Source organism: Streptomyces sp. NPDC090045 (assembly GCF_044747975.1).
Classification (GTDB): domain Bacteria; phylum Actinomycetota; class Actinomycetes; order Streptomycetales; family Streptomycetaceae; genus Streptomyces.
Genome location: NZ_JBIVFA010000015.1, coordinates 21,405 through 36,974, shown reverse-complemented (window position 1 = coordinate 36,974; position 15,570 = coordinate 21,405). Strand labels below are relative to the sequence as shown.

17 protein-coding genes and 1 pseudogene are annotated in these 15,570 nt (G+C 72.0%); 7 read left to right on the top strand and 11 right to left on the bottom strand.

What is annotated here, in order from left to right:
• Positions 1–97: 97 nt before the first annotated feature.
• The 5 genes and pseudogenes from lysA to ACIPYQ_RS31975 all read left to right on the top strand — a co-directional run bounded on the left by lysA (position 98) and on the right by ACIPYQ_RS31975 (position 5,370).
• The gene (gene lysA / locus ACIPYQ_RS31995) at positions 98–1,417 is read left to right on the top strand and encodes a diaminopimelate decarboxylase (RefSeq protein ID WP_401257508.1); all 1,320 of its coding nucleotides are present in this window, start codon (positions 98–100) and stop codon (positions 1,415–1,417) included.
• A gap of 159 nt (positions 1,418–1,576) precedes the next feature.
• Positions 1,577–2,848 carry an ornithine--oxo-acid transaminase gene (rocD, locus tag ACIPYQ_RS31990; RefSeq protein WP_401257506.1) on the top strand — a complete coding sequence of 424 codons (1,272 nt, stop codon included), beginning with the start codon at positions 1,577–1,579 and terminating at the stop codon, positions 2,846–2,848.
• Positions 2,849–2,887: 39 nt separating this feature from the next.
• Positions 2,888–3,329, top strand: a pseudogene (locus ACIPYQ_RS31985) (ankyrin repeat domain-containing protein).
• A gap of 46 nt (positions 3,330–3,375) precedes the next feature.
• Complete coding sequence (locus ACIPYQ_RS31980) at positions 3,376–4,647, top strand: sensor histidine kinase (RefSeq protein ID WP_401257504.1); 1,272 nt, start codon at positions 3,376–3,378, stop codon at positions 4,645–4,647.
• Positions 4,648–4,776: 129 nt separating this feature from the next.
• Entirely contained in the window at positions 4,777–5,370 is a 594-nt protein-coding gene (locus tag ACIPYQ_RS31975) for a hypothetical protein (protein WP_401257502.1), read from the top strand.
• On the opposite strand, the gene ACIPYQ_RS31970 is transcribed toward ACIPYQ_RS31975, so the two are convergent.
• The 5 genes from ACIPYQ_RS31970 to ACIPYQ_RS31950 form a co-directional block, all read right to left on the bottom strand.
• Positions 5,307–5,738 (bottom strand): DUF5958 family protein, encoded by a 432-nt coding sequence (locus tag ACIPYQ_RS31970; protein WP_361767358.1) that lies wholly within the window; start codon positions 5,736–5,738, stop codon positions 5,307–5,309. The two genes, ACIPYQ_RS31975 and ACIPYQ_RS31970, sit on opposite strands and share 64 nt — an antisense overlap.
• Before the next feature lie 56 nt (positions 5,739–5,794).
• Positions 5,795–6,639, bottom strand: a protein-coding gene (locus ACIPYQ_RS31965) for an IS5 family transposase (protein ID WP_401257499.1) whose coding sequence is annotated in 2 segments (ribosomal slippage) — positions 5,795–6,309 and positions 6,309–6,639 — 846 coding nt in all. Because the reading frame shifts where the segments join, the coding sequence is not laid out codon by codon here.
• A gap of 37 nt (positions 6,640–6,676) precedes the next feature.
• Positions 6,677–7,474: an inositol monophosphatase family protein gene (locus ACIPYQ_RS31960; protein ID WP_401257497.1), complete on the bottom strand. Its 798-nt coding sequence runs from the start codon at positions 7,472–7,474 to the stop codon at positions 6,677–6,679.
• Between the two features lie 4 nt (positions 7,475–7,478).
• On the bottom strand, positions 7,479–8,069 hold the full coding sequence (locus tag ACIPYQ_RS31955; protein WP_401257495.1) for a hypothetical protein: 591 nt from the start codon (positions 8,067–8,069) through the stop codon (positions 7,479–7,481).
• A 90-nt stretch (positions 8,070–8,159) separates the two neighbouring features.
• Positions 8,160–8,561, bottom strand: coding sequence for a RidA family protein (locus tag ACIPYQ_RS31950; RefSeq protein ID WP_361767349.1), 402 nt, complete (start codon positions 8,559–8,561; stop codon positions 8,160–8,162).
• Positions 8,562–8,658: 97 nt separating this feature from the next.
• Here ACIPYQ_RS31950 and ACIPYQ_RS31945 point away from each other — a divergent pair, with 97 nt between their 5' ends.
• Positions 8,659–9,639, top strand: a complete 981-nt coding sequence (locus ACIPYQ_RS31945) for a helix-turn-helix transcriptional regulator (RefSeq protein WP_401257493.1) — start codon at positions 8,659–8,661, stop codon at positions 9,637–9,639.
• Between the two features lie 31 nt (positions 9,640–9,670).
• Here the strand turns inward: ACIPYQ_RS31945 and ACIPYQ_RS31940 are convergent, their stop codons facing one another.
• Positions 9,671–10,210 carry a hypothetical protein gene (locus tag ACIPYQ_RS31940; RefSeq protein ID WP_401257491.1) on the bottom strand — a complete coding sequence of 180 codons (540 nt, stop codon included), beginning with the start codon at positions 10,208–10,210 and terminating at the stop codon, positions 9,671–9,673.
• 249 nt (positions 10,211–10,459) lie between these two features.
• Here ACIPYQ_RS31940 and ACIPYQ_RS31935 point away from each other — a divergent pair, with 249 nt between their 5' ends.
• Positions 10,460–10,879, top strand: a complete 420-nt coding sequence (locus ACIPYQ_RS31935; RefSeq protein WP_401257489.1) for a DUF2809 domain-containing protein — start codon at positions 10,460–10,462, stop codon at positions 10,877–10,879.
• A gap of 37 nt (positions 10,880–10,916) precedes the next feature.
• Here ACIPYQ_RS31935 and ACIPYQ_RS31930 read toward each other — a convergent pair whose 3' ends face one another.
• The 5 genes from ACIPYQ_RS31930 to ACIPYQ_RS31910 all read right to left on the bottom strand — a co-directional run bounded on the left by ACIPYQ_RS31930 (position 10,917) and on the right by ACIPYQ_RS31910 (position 15,551).
• Positions 10,917–11,183 (bottom strand): hypothetical protein, encoded by a 267-nt coding sequence (locus tag ACIPYQ_RS31930; protein ID WP_361767340.1) that lies wholly within the window; start codon positions 11,181–11,183, stop codon positions 10,917–10,919.
• A gap of 64 nt (positions 11,184–11,247) precedes the next feature.
• Positions 11,248–12,498, bottom strand: coding sequence for an FAD-dependent monooxygenase (locus ACIPYQ_RS31925; protein WP_401257488.1), 1,251 nt, complete (start codon positions 12,496–12,498; stop codon positions 11,248–11,250).
• Between the two features lie 73 nt (positions 12,499–12,571).
• Positions 12,572–13,693 (bottom strand): hypothetical protein, encoded by a 1,122-nt coding sequence (locus ACIPYQ_RS31920; RefSeq protein WP_401257487.1) that lies wholly within the window; start codon positions 13,691–13,693, stop codon positions 12,572–12,574.
• Between the two features lie 366 nt (positions 13,694–14,059).
• Positions 14,060–14,548, bottom strand: a complete 489-nt coding sequence (locus tag ACIPYQ_RS31915; protein ID WP_401257486.1) for a GNAT family N-acetyltransferase — start codon at positions 14,546–14,548, stop codon at positions 14,060–14,062.
• 103 nt (positions 14,549–14,651) lie between these two features.
• Positions 14,652–15,551 carry an NAD-dependent protein deacetylase gene (locus ACIPYQ_RS31910; RefSeq protein WP_361767325.1) on the bottom strand — a complete coding sequence of 300 codons (900 nt, stop codon included), beginning with the start codon at positions 15,549–15,551 and terminating at the stop codon, positions 14,652–14,654.
• Between the last annotated feature and the right edge of the window lie 19 nt (positions 15,552–15,570).

The following is a 15,570-nucleotide window of genomic DNA, read 5'->3' as shown; positions in this document are numbered from 1 at the left end:
TCTCGTTTCGTAGGCCGATCGGCAGCGGCGCCCGGGCCGAAGCGTTGCCAGGATAACCACAGGAGATCACCCGCCGAACCGAACGGAAACGCGTTCCATGCTCATCGACCGACCTGCGACCCCTGCCGGACACGACGTGCTCGGGCTCTTCCCGGACGGCTCCCACCTGGATGAACACGACCACCTGACGGTCGGCGGGTGCAGCCTCGCCGAGGTCGCCGAGCGGTTCGGCACCCCGGCCCTCGTCGTGGACGAGACGGCACTGCGCGGCCGGGCCCGCGCCTACCGCCAGGCCCTGCAGCACCATTGGCCGAACAGCCAAGCCGTGTTCGCGTCCAAGTCCTTCCCCTGCACCGAAGTGGTCCGCACGCTCGTGGAGGAAGGCCTGGGCGTCGACATCGCGGGAGGCGGCGAACTGGTCACCGCACTGGCCGCCGGAGCCGACCCCGAACGCATCGTCATGCACGGCAACGCCAAGACCGACGAAGAGCTCGCCATGGCCGTCGCCGCGGGCGTGGGCACCGTGGTGATCGACAACCTGCACGACCTGGAACGCCTGGAGAAGCTGGTCACGGAAGGACGGCAGGCCGTACTGCTGCGCGTCATCCCCGAGGTCGACGCCGACACCCACGCCGCCATGATGACCGGACACCGGGGCTCCAAGTTCGGCCTCACGGGCCCCCGGGCCGCGGAAGCCGCGGCCCGCATCCGCCGCAGCTCCCGGCTGCGGCTCGACGGACTGCACGTGCACGTCGGCTCCCAGCTCATGGAGACCGACCCCTTCCGGCACGCCGTCGAAGCCATCGCCGCCCTCCCCGGGCTCGGCCGCCACCCCGTGTACGACCTCGGCGGCGGCCTGGGCGTCCGCTACACCTACACCGACCGGCCCCCGACCATCGAGGAGTACGTCGAGACCCTCACCGACGCCGCGCGCGAACACCTGCCCCACGACGCCAGGCTGATCGTCGAACCCGGGCGTTCCCTCGTGGCCCCGACCGCCGTGACCCTCTACCGCGTGGTCACGGTCAAGCCGGGGGAGCGCCCCCTGGTCGCGGTCGACGGAGGCATGGCCGACAACCTCGAACCGATGCTGTACGGCCAGCGGTTCGAAGCCACCCTGGTGAACCGGGTCGGCGGCGGCGAGAACTGCGACCTGGTCGGCCGCCACTGCGAGTCGGGCGACACGCTCATCCGCGACGTCCCCCTGCGCTCCCCGCACGCCGGCGACATCGTCGCCGTCCCCGCGACCGGCGCGTACTGCTATTCGCTGGCCAACAACTACAACGGTGCGCGCAGGCCCCCGGTCGTCTTCTGCCGGGACGGCCAGGCGCGGGAGGCGGTCCGCCGGGAGACGTACGCGGACCTGCTGCGCCGTGACGCGCGCGCGGTCCACCCCCGCGCCCTGCCCTTCCTGTAGCCCCGCGCCCGACTCCCCGACTCCCCGACTCCCCGACTCCCCGACTCCCCGACTCCCCGACTCCCCGGCGCCCCGTACCCGTCTTCCGACCGTCGCTACCCGCCTTCCGACCCTCGCCACCCGCCCTTCCGGCCATCGCCGTCCCGATCGGAGCCCCGCATGTCCACCACTGCCCACGCCGCCGCCACACCGGCGACCGCCGCGCCCGAGACCGTCACCTCTGCGACCGGCCGCGCGGTGAACGCCGCCGAAGCCCACAGCGCGCACAACTACCACCCCCTCCCGATCGTCATCGCCTCCGCCGACGGAGCCTGGACCACCGACATCGAGGGCAGGCGCCACCTCGACCTGCTCGCCGGGTATTCGGCCCTGAACTTCGGCCACCGCAACCCCCGCCTGATCGCCGCCGCCAAGGAACAACTCGACCGCCTCACCCTCACGTCCCGGGCCTTCCACCACGACCGGTTCGCCGACTTCTGCGCGGGGCTCGCCGATCTGTGCGGGATGGAGACCGTCCTCCCGATGAACACCGGAGCCGAAGCCGTCGAGACGGCGGTCAAGGTCGCCCGCAAATGGGGCTACCAGGTCAAGGACGTACCCCCCGGCCGCGCGCGGATCGTCGTCGCCGCGGGCAACTTCCACGGCCGCACCACCACGGTCGTCTCCTTCTCCTCCGACCCCGACGCCCGCGCCGACTTCGGCCCCTTCACCCCGGGCTTCGACACCGTCCCCTTCGGCGACGCCGCCGCGCTGGAAGCCGCCCTCACCGACGACACCGTCGCCGTCCTGATCGAACCCGTCCAGGGCGAGGCCGGCGTACGCGTACCGCCCGCGGGCTACCTCAGCCGCGTCCGCGAGCTCACCGCCGAACGCGACGTCCTCTTCATCGCCGACGAGATCCAGTCCGGACTCGCCCGCACCGGCCGGACCTTCGCCTGCGACCACGAACAGGTCACCCCCGACATGTACCTGCTCGGAAAGGCCCTCGGCGGAGGCCTCGTCCCCGTCTCCGCCGTGGTGTCCTCCCGGGCCGTACTCGGCGTCCTGCGCCCCGGCCAGCACGGCTCCACCTTCGGCGGCAACCCCCTGGCCTGCGCCGTCGCACTCGAGGTCATCGCCATGCTGCGCACCGGCGAGTTCCAGCAACGGTCGGCGGAACTCGGAGCCCGGATGCACGCCCGGCTCCAGGAGATGACCGGGGCCGGGCTGATCGAAGGCAGCCGCGGCCGGGGCCTGTGGGCGGGCGTCGACGTCCCCCCGCGCCACGGCAGCGGCAGCGCTGTCGCGCGCCGACTCCTGGACCGCGGGGTCCTGGTGAAGGACACCCACGGCACCACCATCCGACTGGCCCCGCCCCTGGTCATCGACGAGAACGACCTGGACTGGGGCCTCGACCGGCTGGAGGAGGCCCTGGCCGAGCCGAGCACCTGACCGGTTCCCTCACGCACACGCTCGTTAGCCTGGCCGACCATGAAGCAGCGGCAGCAGAAGAAGCTCTCCCGTCGTCTCTCCGGAGCGACCCTGGCGGCTGACACGGCCCGTGTGAAGGCGCTGTTGCGGGCCGGAGCAGACCCGGAGCGGGAGGACAGCGACGGCACCACCCCGCTGTACCTGGCCTCCGTGCAGGGAGAAGCCGAGGTCGCCCGCCTGCTGATGCAAGCCGGTGCCCGCCCTGACACGGAGAGCCGGGGAATCGGCGCGGCGGGCACCCCACTGTGCGCGGCCGCCTGCTGGGGACACACGGAGACCGTACGCGAGCTCCTGGCGCGGGGCGCCGACCCGAACCTCCGTGAAGACGACGGAACAGGCTGGTCCCCCCCTGGACTGGGCGGACCACGGCCCCCACCCCGCGACCGTCGAACTCCTCCTCGCGGCGGGAGCGATCCGCCGGTGCCCGCCTTCGCGCGGATGATCCGAACGAGGCACCCTGGCCGCGTCATGGCCCGTAAGCTGCGGCGATGCATGCTGGATTCGGGTTCCTGGACCACCTCGCGGGGAGGTACCGGTCCCTGGCCGTCGACTCGCTGCTCGCGGTGGGCTATGCCGGCGCCGGGCTGCTCCTGGGGCAGGAGCAGCCGCCCGCCGGATGGCAGCCGATGGACGGGCTCGGCGCGGTCCTGACGGTACTGGTGGGTCTGGTCCTGCTGGCCCGACGCATCGCGCCCGTCGGGGTGTTCGCCACCAGCAGTGCGCTGTGGATCCTGTTCATCGCCTGCGGGTACTGGCCGGTGATCAACTCGATGCCGCCGCTCCTGGGCCTGTACACGGTGGCGGCGACCCGCAGCCTCCGTACCTCCCTCGTGTGCGCGGTCGTCGTGGCCGGTACGTGGGTGTACGCGGGTCTGAGCAACGCCGCCAACAGCTCCATGCCGACCGTCTTCGCCCAAGCGGTCCTGTTCTCGGCCGTGGTGTTCGTCGTCGGGCGCGGTTCGGGAAGACTGGCCGAGCGCAACCGGCAGTTCGCCGAACTGACCTTCCAACTGCGCAGGCAGCAGGACGAGAACGCCCGCCGGGCGCTCACGGAGGAGCGGGTGCGCATTGCGCGCGAACTGCACGACGTGGTCGCGCACCACATGTCCGTGATCTCGCTCCAGGCGGGCGTGGCCTCGTACGTGTTCCCGACGGATCCGGAGCTGAGCCGGCAAGCCCTGGACACCATCGCCGGGGCCAGCAGGGAGGCGCTGGAGGAGATGCGCCGCATGCTCGTACTGCTCCGCGTCGGCCAGGAAGGGCTGCCGGAAGGGCGCGTGGACCCGGACGACGCCGACGACGGACCGGCCCCGGCCCCGGGCCTGGACCTGCTGGACCCGTTGCTCGAGCGTGTACGGGGCGCAGGGGTCCAGGCCACCATGAAGGTCGTCGGTTCCCCCGCACCGCTCCCGCAGGGCATGGCGCTGTGTGTCTACCGGGTGATCCAGGAGGCACTGACCAATGTCCTCAAGCACGCGGGGCCGACCACGGCGAACGTCACCATCCGCTACGAGGCCCGGAGCATCGAGGTGTGCGTCATCGACGAGGGAAGCGCCAACTTCCCGCCGCACACCTCCATAACGCCTGGTCACGGTCTGATCGGGATGACGGAGCGCGCGAAGATCTACGGCGGGACGGTCACCGCCGGCCCCCGCGCCCTCGGCGGATTCGAGGTGCGCCTCGTCCTCCCGGCACCCGCCACCGGTGACCGGCCGGCCGGCCACCCGGCCTCCGGCCACGGGCAGGTCCGACATCGATGAGCCTTCGGAGGATGAGGCCGTCCTCCCCCGGGCGGGGGAGGACGGCGCCCCGCCATCGCTCCAGAGGGCCCTTCCGGTTCATCGCGCAGGCTGATGAAGGCCGTCCGGGGGCGCGTGACGATGTGCGGCATGAGCATGCGAACGAGCGATTCGACGATCATCTCCGTGCCGCCGCCGCCCCGTTGGGCGGTGTGGGCCGCGCACGCGACGACGTGGATCGTCCTGCCGAGCGGACTGTGGCGCATCGCCCTGGTGCTCGGATACCCGGCCGGGTACACCGACGTCGGCTTCGAGAGCTACCAGGCGGTCGGCGCGAAAATATGGATGCTGTCGCTCAGCGTGCTCTGCGAGCTCGCCGCCTTCCTCACGATCGGTCTGGTAAGGCCGTGGGGCGAGGTCGTGCCCCACTGGATACCGCTGATCGGAGGGCGCAGGGTCCGCCCCATGGCCGCCGTCGTCCCCGCAGCAGTCGGCGCGGTGGCCCTGACCGCGCTCTGGTCCGTGATGCCTTGGTGGTGGAGCTTTCCCCACGATGACATGACGCACACCGGAAGCCTCGTGGTCGGCATCCTCTACCAACCGCTGGTGCTCTGGGGCCCGCTCCTCGCCGCCGTCACCGTCTCCTACCACCGCCGCCATCGCCGGGGTGGCGACTGCTGCTACGGCCTCTCGTCCGAGGGAGGCAAGTTGTGCCACGAGTGTCCGCACGTGCCCTTGCAGTAGGTCTGCCTGCGGCGGGTGTCGGCGACGGAGAACACCGAGACGAGGACACGGAACGCCGTGATGTGCTCATCGGCGGGGAGGCCTGCGAACCCGTAGCGGGGCGGGTCCATGCAAATCATCACCGATGGGTTGGCGGTGGGCTTCACCCCGGACCGGGCGACTCCAGCGCGGCCGTCGGCCGGTGTGATGTGGGCCTGCATCGCGTAGCCGGCGACTTCCTGCAGTACCGCCGCTCGTGCTGCCGGGGAGAGGGCGGAGAACCAGGTCGTCCCGTCGTCCAACGTGCGGATTTCTTGCGCGACTTCGTTGACGACCCGCTCGGCTTCACGCCGAACCGCTCGCCCGTCCTCACTGCCGGTCTCCCACATTCCCCGATCATTCCACATGGCCTCGGGCCGAGAGCGACTAGGCCGTTTCCTTCGGATCACCTTGCTGACCAGATGAAGATGGCGGCGAGGTGGAGTCCGGCGAGGTAGATGGTGGCGGTCTTGTCGTAGCGAGTGGCCAGGCCGCGCCACTGCTTGAGCTTGTTGATGCACCGCTCGACCGTGTTCCGTCGTTTGTAGATCTCGCGGTCGAAGGCCGGTGGCCTGCCGCCGCGAGGGCCGAGACGTTTGCGGTTGGCGGCCTGGTCAGCGGGCTGCGGGATCACCGTCCGGACCCCGCGCCGCCGCAGGTGAGAACGGATCGCGCGGGACGAATACGCCTTGTCCGCCAGGACCACGTCGGGTGTTGTTCTGGGCCGACCGATCGGCCGGGGCACCCGTAAGTGGGCCATGACCTGTGCGAACGCGGGCGCATCACCAGCCTGGCCTGGCGTGATGACGAAGGCCAGTGGGCGGCAGCGGCCGTCTGAGGCGAGGTGGATCTTTGTCGTCAGCCCGCCGCGGGACCGTCCGAGGGCATGGTCGGCCGGCTCGCCGGCCGGGGCCCCCTTTGCCGGGCCCCGGCGGCATGCTGATGGGCACGAACGATCGTGGAGTCGACCGCGACAACCCAGTCCAGATCTCCCTCGGCGTCGGCCTGAGCGAGGAGAGTGGTGAAGACCTTCTCCCAGGTGCCGTCGGCTGCCCACATCCGCAGCCGGTTGTGGGCACCCTTCCACGACCCGAAGCGCTCGGGCAGGTCCATCCACGGCGTCCCCGTCCGGTACTTGAACACGATCGCGTCGATCACCTGCCGGTGATCCCGCCACCGCCCACCCCGCCGAGGTGTCCGGTCCGGCAACAACGGCTCAATCCGCGCCCACTGGGCATCAGTCAACGACACACATCAACCAACGATCCGATGATCTGAAGGAAACGGCCTAGCGCCGACCGGAGATCATCGACAGCAGCAGGCCGTGGGTCTCGGCGTCGGCAGCCGCCACCAGCCCACGGCCCGACCCGCCGACCGGGCCGCCGTCGATCCCGGTCACCACGCAGCCGGCGGCCCGGCACACCGCGATGCCGGCGGCGAAGTGCACGCTCCCGGACAGGTCGCCGCCGTCGGTGACGTACGCGGCGCGCTTGCCGGCCGCGACCCAGGCCAGTGCCAGCGACGTGGACACGACCCGCGGCCGGAACCGTCCGACGAACCCGGCGTCGGCCAGCAGGTCCACGGCCCGGAACCCGGGCGCGCTGGGGAACGGCGGGTCCAGGTTGACGTCCACCAGCCAGGTGGCGGACGTGGGTGCCAGTGGTGCATCGACCCCCGCGTGCCGTACCTGAGCGGTCTCGCCGTCGGTGAAGAAGACCTCGCCGCTGAACGGGTCGGCCACCGCCGCCGCCCCGTCGCGCAAGGCCACGTTGACGGCCACCAGCATGTTGCCGACGGCGTAGTTCAGCGTGCCGCACAGGGGATCCACCAACCACTCGCGCCCGGCGTCGGCCGCGCCCTGCTGCCCGCCCTCCTCGCCCAGCACCGCATCATCGGGCCGGGCCGCGCGGATGACGTCGAGGATCGCCTTCTCGGCCTCCACGTCGGCGGCGGTGGCGAAGTCGCCCGCGCCCTTGTCGATACGGGAGAGCGGCTGCCCGTACATGCGGCGCACCACGTCCGCACCGGCACGCGCGGCGGCTATCGCCACGTCGGCGTCATCAAGGATCGTCGATGAGTTGATCACGTCGCTATCGAACCAGGGCGAAGGTGCCGGCCGCAACGGCCCCGCCCACCGCGGCGCCGGCGACGACTTGGGCGACGGTGTGGTCCTTCAGCTCCACCCGTGACCAGCCGACGACGGCGACCACGGCGTAGGCGAGGAGCGTCCAGGGCCCGTAGGTCATGGCGAGCATGGCGACGCTTCCGGAGGACACGGCCGCGTGCACGCTGATCTTCCAAGCAGGGGTCACGGCGAGCAGAGCGGCCAGGGTGACCAGCATGGCCGCGGTCAGCGCAATCATCGTCTGCGGCGCGCTGAAGGCCCACAGCAACAGGGTTCCGGTGGCGACCGAGGCGAGGATGAAGGCCATCACGACGATGCGCTGCCGTATCTGACCCACGTGCCGGTCCGCCCAGCGGCCGCGGCGGATGCCGTACTTGATGAAGGCCAGAGGGATGACCGCGGCGAACAGGCAGCCGAGGACGCCCCATCCGATCCCGGCGAGACGGCCGGTGTGCCAGCCGATGAGGAGGGTGTCGGCGATGATCCAGGTCTTGGGATCGAGTCCGTCCGTGATCAGGCGCGCGGCCCTGGAGGCGCTGGGCCCGGCGATCAACATGGCGTGATCATACGGGTTTCGGCACGTCAGCGACCTGGTGCCCGCCACCCGCGCCGGGTCGAACGGCCCGGACGCGGGTGGCGGGGTGTCTCAGGGGCGGGCGGCGAGGGCCTCGACCTCGAACAGCACGTCGGGCGTGGCCAGGCTCGCGACGCCGATGAGGGTTTGCGCGGGCGGCTTCGTACCCCAGCCCTCCTGCACGGCCCCGGCGATGGGCCCGAGCTTGCTGACGTCATGGTTCACCACATACGTCCTGAGCTGGACGACGTGGCTGAGGTCGAGCCCGTGGGCGGCAAGAGCGACACCGATGTTGGCGAACGCCTGCTTCACCTGCCCGGCGAAGTCGGCCGAGACGACCGCGCCGTCCGGGCCCGATCCGTACTGGCCGGAGATGAGCACCAGTTCCGCACCAGCGGGGACAACGGCGGTGTGGCTGTAGCCGTACGGGACCGGGTCGTGCAAGCCGTCCGGATTGACAAGGGCGTGTGCCATGTGGATCACCTCTCGTGTGCGATCGATCTTTGTTACGCCGGTAAGCCTCGCAAGGAATCACGACATCGCCTGTCATGTATTCCTGTACGGTTTTCACATGCGCGCCGATCGGTTGGTATCGCTGGTGCTGCTGCTCCGGCAGCACGGCCGGATGTCCGCGGCTGCGCTGGCCGGCGAGCTGGAGGTGTCCACCCGCACCGTGCTGCGCGACATCGAGGCGCTGTCCTCAGCCGGCGTCCCGGTCTACGCCGAACGCGGCCGGCACGGCGGGTTCGCGTTGCTGCCCGGTTTCCAGACCGAGCTCACCGGGCTGAACCACGACGAGGCACTCGCCCTGCTGGTCGCCGGATCGCGGCGCGGCGCGCAGGCGTTCGGACTCGGCGCGGCGCTCGCTTCCGCCATGCGCAAGGTGGTCGACGCGCTGCCCGAGAGCTATCGGGCCACCGCGGCCGGCGCGGCTAAGCGACTGCTCATCGACCCGGAGACCGACCTCCTGTCGCGTCGACTGGTTCCCGAGGAGGTTCCCGACACCGTGGTGGCCGAAGTCCGGCGCGCGGTGTTCGCCGGACACAAGCTGCGCATCCGGTACGCGGCCGTGGACCAGACCCCGAAGTGGCGCACGGTGGATCCGATCGGCCTCGTCACCGCGCGCGACCAGGGCTACTTGCTGGCCACGCGGTCCGGGGCGGACCGCACCTACCGGCTGTCCCGCATCCTGGCCGCCGAGGTGCTCGCCGAACCGGCACAGCGACCGGACCGCGTAGATCTGGACCGGGCCTGGCAGGAACGCAGCACCCGCTTCCGGACCGGCGGCGACCAAGTCACCGTGCTGGTACGGATGAACCCCGCGCGGCGGCAGGAGCTGGTGGGCACGGCACTGGCCGTCCTCGCCGAGGAATCCGACGCGGACGGCCGGCTGCGGCTGAAGGTGACCTTCCAGGATCCGAGGCACGCCGAATGGGCGCTGTGGCAGCTCGGCACGCACGCGGAAGCCCTGTCCCCGCAGTGGTTGCGCGACTCCCTGCGCGAGCGCGCCACGGCGATCGCCACCTCCTACGGAATGCCGTCCTGCGACTAGTGCCTTCTGCGGGACGCCGCGGTGTCCTCGCTCACGAGGAGTGTGTCACTGCCTGCGAAATGATCCAGACGGCCCAGGCGATGGGGATCAGGACCACGTAGGCCAGTGGCCGACGGAGCACCGGCGGGCCCGTGTCGAGGTGGGTGCGGCCCGGGGCCGGGGCCGACGCGGGAAGCCTGCTGAACTTCAGGTACGCCACCAGATTCCAGACGAGCGTGAACGGGTTGAAGATCACCAGGGAGAGCGGGCCCCACCAGCCCAGGCACAGGGCCCTCGTGGTCATCTGCCGGACGACGGCTATGCCGCAGGCCCGGCAGAACGGTCCGTCCAGGTGCTCGAACTTCATCATGATGAGAAAGCCCACGTGGGCCCGGACCTTGAAGTCGGCGGCCGACTGGGCGCCGCACGCGCGGCAGGCTCGCGGGGCGTGGCCGGTGGGAGCCGGGGCGGCGTAACCGCTGGGTGTGGGGCCGTAGTTCCCCGGTGCCGGGGCCTGTCCGTACTCTCCGGGCGCACTGTAGGGGTTGCCCGGTACCGGGCCGTGGCTGGACGCGTGAGGGGGTGTTGCCATGGGTGAACAGGTCTCCAGGATTGCTGTGCGTGCCGACACCGTCCGCAGGCGGACAGGATTCCGGGGGAGGGGGGTGGAACCCCTGCGCGGTGCGCGATACCCCGTCGGCGATCGTGATCGGACTTCCGGTGCCGATCTGTTGTGACGTCAACATTCTGGGGGCCGGGCGCGGGTAGCGGATGAGTGCGCGTACTCAGATCGGGTCGGCAACGTGCTCAGCTTCCTGAGTGCGGCTGGCAGGATGACCTCGTGACCTTCATCCCCGGAACCCGTGACGGCGCCGTCGTCGACCGGACGCGGACCCGGCTGGTGGCGGCGGCCGCGGCCGTGGTGGTCGTCGCTGCAGGGCTGGGGCTGCGGGCCGTGACGACGGGGAGCGTGGCCAAGTACGGCGGAGACGCGCTCTACACCGTCCTCCTTCTGACCCTCGTCGTTCTGGTGGCGCCACGGACCACGCCCCTGAGGGCCGCAGGAGGCGCACTGGCGGTCAGTTGCGTGGTCGAGTTCCTCCAGCTCAGCCCGGTGCCGGCGGAACTCTCCCAGCGCAGTACCCTCGCCCGTCTCGTGCTCGGTTCGACCTTCAACCCGCCCGATCTCTTCTGGTACTCGGTCGGGGCGGCGGCCGGATGGCTGGTCCACAGTGCGGTGCGGTCGCTCCGGTCACGTTGACGTCCGGAGCGGCCGGCGGGCCGGGTGTCAGACCGTCTCAGCCCGTCTCGTCGCGGATCAGGTTGCGGTGCTGCTCGTAGACGAGGCGTGCGTCGTCGTTGGGGAGTGCCGGGGTGGTGAGGCCGCAGGCACAGGTCACCACCGTGAGGTCGGACAGAGCGCGCAGGGTGTGGCCCTCGGGGCTGGTCCGGGCCGTCCCCGACGGCTTCTCGTACCGGAGGCTGTGCGGGTAGTGAGGTGTGCGGGCAGCGGCCGGGGTGGTGCCGGTGCTGGTGTCTTCGAGGGTGAAGCGGTGCTCGCTCATGGGTCCAGTGTCGTCTGCCGGACGCGAGTCATGCGTGCCCGCGCGGCGGAACGCGGCGAGAGGATCACCGAGCTGGCGGCGGGTTGCCCTCATCGGGGAGGCTGAAGCCGTTGAAGAGGTCGTCCATGCCGTGCAGGGCCAGGCGGGTGGGTGTGGCACGGATCGCGAGGTCGCGGGCGGCTGCGGCGAGTGGGTTGCGGAGGATGCCCAGGCGGCCGATGCGGCGGGCGCGGAGGCGGATGGCGTTGGTGCGGTCGAGGCGGGCGGCGGTGTAGGCGGCGAGGGCGGCCGGTACGGGGTCCTTGGCGGCTGGGCCGTCCTTGGTGGCTGGGCCGTCCGGGGTCTCCAGGGTGTCCGCGGTGTCCCCGGAGGGGAGCAGGTGGGCCAGGACGACCGCGTCTTCGATGGCCTGGCAGCCGCCTTGCCCGAGGTTGGGGGTCATGGCGTGGGCCGCGTCGCCGAGCCAGACGATCCGGCCTTGGTGCAGGCGGGGGAGCGGGGCGGCCAGGTCGTAGAGGTCGTTGCAGAGGATGTCGGCGGCGTCGAGGCGTTCGATCCGGTCGAGCAGGGCGGGGATCGGGTCGTGCCACGAGCCGAAGCGGCGGCGGAGTTCGGCCCGCGGGTCGGCCGGCCGGGTACCCGCCGGCACGAGGGCGGTGGCGTAGAGGTAGAGCCGGCCGTCGGAGAGCGGGGTGACACCGAACCGCCGGCCGCGCCCCCACGTCTCGCTCATGGACGCGATGCCCAGGTCCGGGGCGTTCACGAGGGTCCGCCAGGCGCTCTCGCCCGTGTAGTGCAGGCCGGGGTGGTCGGGGAAGTGGGCCCGCCGCAGGGGGCTGTTGATGCCGTCGGCGGCGATGACCAGATCGGCGGTGAGGTCGGGGCCGGCCGCCGTACGGACGGTGGGGCGGCCCGTGGCGTCCTCGACGGCAGTCACCGGGGTGCCGTAGCGGAGGGCCTGCGGGGGCAGGGCGGCGGCAAGGGCTGCGGTGAAGGCCGGGCGGGGGACGGCGATCGGGGGGACGCCGTAGCGGGCGGCCATGTCCGCGGTGGCGGTCCGGGTGAGCCACCGGCCGTCGAAGCGGCGCAGGCCCATCGTTTCGGGCACGGCGCTGCCGGCCGCGTGGGCCGCGTCGACGCCGAGGGTCTCCAGTGCGCGCAGGGCGTTGGGGGCGAGGCCGATTCCGGCGCCGGTGACCGGGGGTTCGGGGGCGCGTTCGCAGACGGTGACGTGCCAGCCGCGCCGGTGCAGTGCGAGGGCAGCCGTGAGACCGCCGATTCCGGCGCCCGCCACCACCGCGTGACGCTTCGCCATGCCACACCACTTCCGTTCGGTCCGGTCACCCGCTGCTGTCCCTCAGCCCTCCCCTCACTCTACATCTGTAGAGTCAGGACGTGTCCGGCACGGCCCGGGGGGAGGGATGGGCGGCGAGCGTGTCGCGCAACCTGCGTGCCTGTCTGAGGAGTTGGGAGGATCCCGGCCGCTGGGCGAGTGCGGTGATCTCAGGCAGCTCACCGTGCGCACCCGCGTCCCGGGCCGCGTCCGCGGCGATGGCCAGGAGGGCCGCGTGGGCCTGGGGGCGGGTGGAGGCCAGGAGCCCGGGGAGTGCGCCGGCAAGGACCGGCCAGAGAGCCGGAGCCGCCTCGGGCAGGGCGGCCGCCTCGCGCAGCGACTCGGTCAGCAGGGGCACCTTCAGCGTGCCCAGCTCCACGAGTTCGGCCAGCTCCCGGCCCAGCAGCGCCCCGTCCAGCCTGCCCCTCGCGCCGAGCAGGGCCAGCCCCCGTACGGCGGCCCGGCGGTCCTCGTCGGGGGCGGAGGCGAGCCCGTAGGCGAGAGCCAGGTGTACCGCGGGTCCGGCCGGGCCGTCGGCGGCGGCCAGCGCCGCAAGGAACGCGGGGGCTCCACGGCCGTTCTGGTCGGCCGCCGAGGCGACACCGGACAGCAAGCGGGCCGCGGCGATCTCCGGATGCCAGGGCAGGGCCGCGACCGTGTGCGCGTCCCGCCCGTCCGGCAGCGAGGCGTGCGCACAGTCGATGTGCGGCTCGAACGTGCGGAACAGGGACCAGAAACGCCGGGGGAACGCACCGCGGCCCTCGATCGCCTCGTGCCCGACCAGGATCCGCCGCCCGATCCGTGCTCCCCGGCGCCTGCTGTACCGCTCGGGCGCACCGGCTTCGCGTTGGCGCAGCGAAGCCGGGTGGGGCAGACCGCCGTGGCGCAGCCACGCTGCCACCCGCGGCGCCTCCTCCAGCTCCAGCTTTTCGGCGGCGGTCACCACCTCGGGATCGGCGGGTCCGCCCCCGCACCGCAGCAGTGCCTGACCGAGGTCCGCCGGGCCGGGCGTGAGGCCGAGGCGTGCGTAGGCGGTGAGGCGGGCGACCAGGTCGTGCGGCTCCACCGCACCGGTCGCCCTGCTCGGCACGGAGAGGAGGAACGGAAGGTGGTCACCGGCCCGTAGCCGTGCGCCCGTCTCGACGATGCGTGCTCCCGTGACGTAGTCCAGCGCCACGTGCTGACACAGCTCCAGCCAGCCCGCCCGGCACCCTCCCAGCGCTCTGCGACGTCCACCGGGCCCACCGCGGCGACGACGATGCCCGCGATCTGCCGTACGCGGGGGTGCGGTGCCACCGTGAGCTCGCGCGGGACGGACCCGAGCGCGGCGGCCAGGGCCTCGCGGTCCCGGTGGCTGTGACCGACAACGGCGTTGAGTATGCGTTCGAACACGGCCACGCCGGGGTCGTGACGCCCGCTCAGCACGGCCGTGACGTCCTCGGCGAGCCCGTCCAAAGACGGTGCGGCGCATTCCCCCTCGATCATGTGAAACAGGCTAGAGCCTCCCACCGACAGCCCGCAGCGCCGGTCAGGTCAGCTCCGGTCAGGTCAGGGGGAGTGCGCCGACGCGTTGGTCGCCGGCGTACTCGCCGGTCGGGTGGAAGCCGAGCCCGAGGTAGAAGGGTTCGGGGCTGCCCTGGCCGGTGTGCCAGCTGACGTAGGCACGGGTGGCGCCGCGGCCGCGGATCTCCTCGCAGACCGCGCGAACCGCGAAGCGGCCGTAGCCCTTGCCCTGGTGGCCGGCGTGGATGTTCAGGCGCCAGATGCCGCTGCGGTGGTCGGTGGGGTCGGTGGCGGGGTCCCAGGCGATGTCGAGGAAGGCCATGACGAAGCCGACGACTTCCTCGCCGTCGACGATGGCGCGCGGCCAGGCGGCGGTGTGGACGTAGGCCTCGGCGAGGGACTTGAGCACCGGGGAGACCAAGTGGGTTTGGTCGGGGCGTACTTGTATCGCGCAGACGGCGTCGAAGTTGTCGGCGGTGACCGGTTCCAGCCGCAGCGGGCGGGGCGTTGGGGTGTTCTGGGCGAGCATGGAACCAGCCTAGGGGGTGCCCGGACAGCGCCGCCCGTCCCGGCCGGGGGCGGCCAGGGCGAGCAGACCGAGGCGGCCGCCTTGTCCCGGAAGGGTCCCCGATTCAGTCCGCCGTCCGGCCGTCGACGGGGATGTCCAGTCCGTCGGCGAGGGCGGTGAGCGTCGTCCCCAGCGGGAGCGCGACGCGGGTGGCGGCGTGCCGGTCGCCCCGGGTCGGGTCCCGATTGACGATCAGTACGGGTTTTCCGGCCTCGGCCGCCTGACGGACGAACCGGAGGCCCGACATCACCGTCAGCGAGGAGCCCAGGACCAGGAGCGAGGTCGCCGCGTCGACCAGTTCGCGGCAGCGCTCGACCCGGCGCGGGGGAACCGTTTCGCCGAAGAACACCACGTCCGGTTTGAGGACGCCGCCGCACTGCAGGCAGGGCATGACGGTGAAGTCTCCGACCTGTTCGTCGGTGAGGTCGGCGTCACCGTCAGGATTCAGCTGCGCGGCCACGGGCTCGAAGCCCGCATTGGCCTCTTCCAGCCTCCGGGCGAGCTCCCGGCGCGCGCCGGAGGCACCGCAGGAAAGGCAGACGACCCGGTTCAGGCTCCCGTGGAGCTCCACCACGTCCTTGCTGCCGGCGGCCTGGTGCAGGCCGTCGACGTTCTGGGTGATCACTGCCGAGAGCAGGCCGTGCCGCCCGAACGCGGTCACGGCCCGGTGCCCGGCGTTGGGCCGGGCGCGGCCGAAAGTGCGCCAGCCGAGGTGACTGCGGGCCCAGTAGCGGCGCCGGGCGTGGGCGCTCGTGGTGAATTCCTGGTAGGTCATCGGGGTGTGCCGGCGCAGGCTTCCGCCCTCGCCCCGGTAGTCGGGGATGCCCGACTCCGTGGACAGGCCCGCCCCGCTGAGCACCAGCACGCCGCCGGTCCTCAGCGCGTCGGCGACCGGCTGCGGATCCGTGGTGCCCGGCCGCAGGTCCTCGGTGGGGGTCCAGCTCAGAGTGGGGCGCGTGCGCATGCAGCCAGCGTACGGAACG

Bases quoted from the DNA above. Each gene is read 5' to 3' on its own strand.
- lysA (WP_401257508.1), top strand. From the start codon at position 98: ATGCTCATCGACCGACCTGCGACCCCTGCCGGACACGACGTGCTCGGG.
- ACIPYQ_RS31970 (WP_361767358.1), bottom strand. From the start codon at position 5,738: ATGTGGGAGACCGGCAGTGAGGACGGGCGAGCGGTTCGGCGTGAAGCC.
- ACIPYQ_RS31915 (WP_401257486.1), bottom strand. From the start codon at position 14,548: ATGCTCGCCCAGAACACCCCAACGCCCCGCCCGCTGCGGCTGGAACCG.
- ACIPYQ_RS31955 (WP_401257495.1), bottom strand. From the start codon at position 8,069: ATGTTGATCGCCGGGCCCAGCGCCTCCAGGGCCGCGCGCCTGATCACG.
- ACIPYQ_RS31975 (WP_401257502.1), top strand. From the start codon at position 4,777: ATGAGCATGCGAACGAGCGATTCGACGATCATCTCCGTGCCGCCGCCG.
- rocD (WP_401257506.1), top strand. From the start codon at position 1,577: ATGTCCACCACTGCCCACGCCGCCGCCACACCGGCGACCGCCGCGCCC.
- ACIPYQ_RS31980 (WP_401257504.1), top strand. From the start codon at position 3,376: ATGCATGCTGGATTCGGGTTCCTGGACCACCTCGCGGGGAGGTACCGG.
- ACIPYQ_RS31910 (WP_361767325.1), bottom strand. From the start codon at position 15,551: ATGCGCACGCGCCCCACTCTGAGCTGGACCCCCACCGAGGACCTGCGG.
- ACIPYQ_RS31930 (WP_361767340.1), bottom strand. From the start codon at position 11,183: ATGAGCGAGCACCGCTTCACCCTCGAAGACACCAGCACCGGCACCACC.
- ACIPYQ_RS31940 (WP_401257491.1), bottom strand. From the start codon at position 10,210: ATGGCAACACCCCCTCACGCGTCCAGCCACGGCCCGGTACCGGGCAAC.
- ACIPYQ_RS31925 (WP_401257488.1), bottom strand. From the start codon at position 12,498: ATGGCGAAGCGTCACGCGGTGGTGGCGGGCGCCGGAATCGGCGGTCTC.
- ACIPYQ_RS31950 (WP_361767349.1), bottom strand. From the start codon at position 8,561: ATGGCACACGCCCTTGTCAATCCGGACGGCTTGCACGACCCGGTCCCG.
- ACIPYQ_RS31945 (WP_401257493.1), top strand. From the start codon at position 8,659: ATGCGCGCCGATCGGTTGGTATCGCTGGTGCTGCTGCTCCGGCAGCAC.